The organism is Streptomyces sp. NPDC005803 (assembly GCF_040630435.1).
Taxonomy (GTDB): domain Bacteria; phylum Actinomycetota; class Actinomycetes; order Streptomycetales; family Streptomycetaceae; genus Streptomyces.
In genome coordinates this window covers 1-1,134 of the sequence record NZ_JBEXXO010000086.1, presented here as the reverse complement: position 1 = coordinate 1,134, position 1,134 = coordinate 1, and the positions used below count along the sequence as shown (strand labels likewise).

2 protein-coding genes are annotated in these 1,134 nt (G+C 72.4%); both read left to right on the top strand.

Annotated elements, in window-relative coordinates; genetic code table 11:
- Positions 1–836: PhlD (locus ABZ454_RS38920; RefSeq protein WP_359544148.1), on the top strand; the 836-nt coding region annotated here is incomplete at its 5' end.
- Positions 837–885: 49 nt separating this feature from the next.
- Positions 886–1,134 (top strand): hypothetical protein (locus ABZ454_RS38915; RefSeq protein ID WP_359544147.1); only part of this gene is annotated, 249 nt, incomplete at its 3' end.

The window sequence follows — 1,134 nt, the reverse complement described above, 5'->3', positions numbered from 1 at the left end:
CGTTGGGTGACGCGCTAGACCTCGCGGAAACCGCGGCCCGCCAGGCCCACGACGTCGCCGACCTCGACCCCGGCGACGTCGACGCCATCGTTACGAGCCACACCACAAGTTGGAGCGTGCCCGGCCTCGACGTGCACCTCGTCGAACGCCTCGGTCTGCGTCCCACCGTGTCCCGCGTGTCGCTCGCCACCCTGGCCTGCGCCGGCGGCGCCCAGGCCCTGGTCCGCGCCCTTCACCTCACGCAGGTCAAGCCCGGCGCCCGCGTTCTTGTCGTCGTCGCGGAAACCCTCTCCACCATCTACCACCAGTCGGAGACCACCCCGCAGTCGATGATCTACCGAGCCCTGTTCGGCGATAGCGCCGGCGCCTGCATCGTCACCGGAGTCACCGACGAGACTCCCGCCGACCTCGGACCCGGGTTCGTCGCCCAGGACCCGTTCGAGCTGGTCCTCCCGAACAGCCGCGACCGGTACTGGGGCACCATCGACGCCGACGGCCTGCACTTCGAGTCCACCCGGGCCGCAGCCCGTGCGGCGGCCGACGCCCTCCCATACCTGACCGACTGGACCAACGGCCGCGCCGTCGAGTGGGCCGTCGTCCACCCCGGGGGTCCGCGCATTATTGACGACGTCGTTACTGGCTTCGGCCTCGACCCGGCCAAGCACGGCCGGCACTCCCATGCCTCCCTCGCCGATAACGGCAACCTGGGCGGCGTCGCTGTCCTGGATGTACTACGCCGCACGTACGATGACCCGCCCGTATCCGGAGACCCCGGGGTACTGGCCGCCTTCGGCCCCGGCTTCACCGTCGCCGCCGTTTACGGCGCCTGGGCATAACCCCCCGCGCGCCCCCCAACGCGCCCGGCATTGAGGACACCACCCACCGATGGACACGCCTCCGAACGCAGCCCGTCGCCCCGCACGTGACGGCAGAGCTCACCTGACCCTGGTCACCAGCCAGGGCGAGCCGGCGCAGGCAGGGCCGGCGGACAACGACCGCCAGCCAGCCGGTAGGCACGCCGCGCCGGCCGCCCGGATCGTCCCGCCCGCCGGCAGCGCCACCATGCGCGCCCTCATAGCCCTGGGCGCCGTGCTCACGGCCATCGGGTGCTCGGTCGGCCGGGCAGAGGCCGAG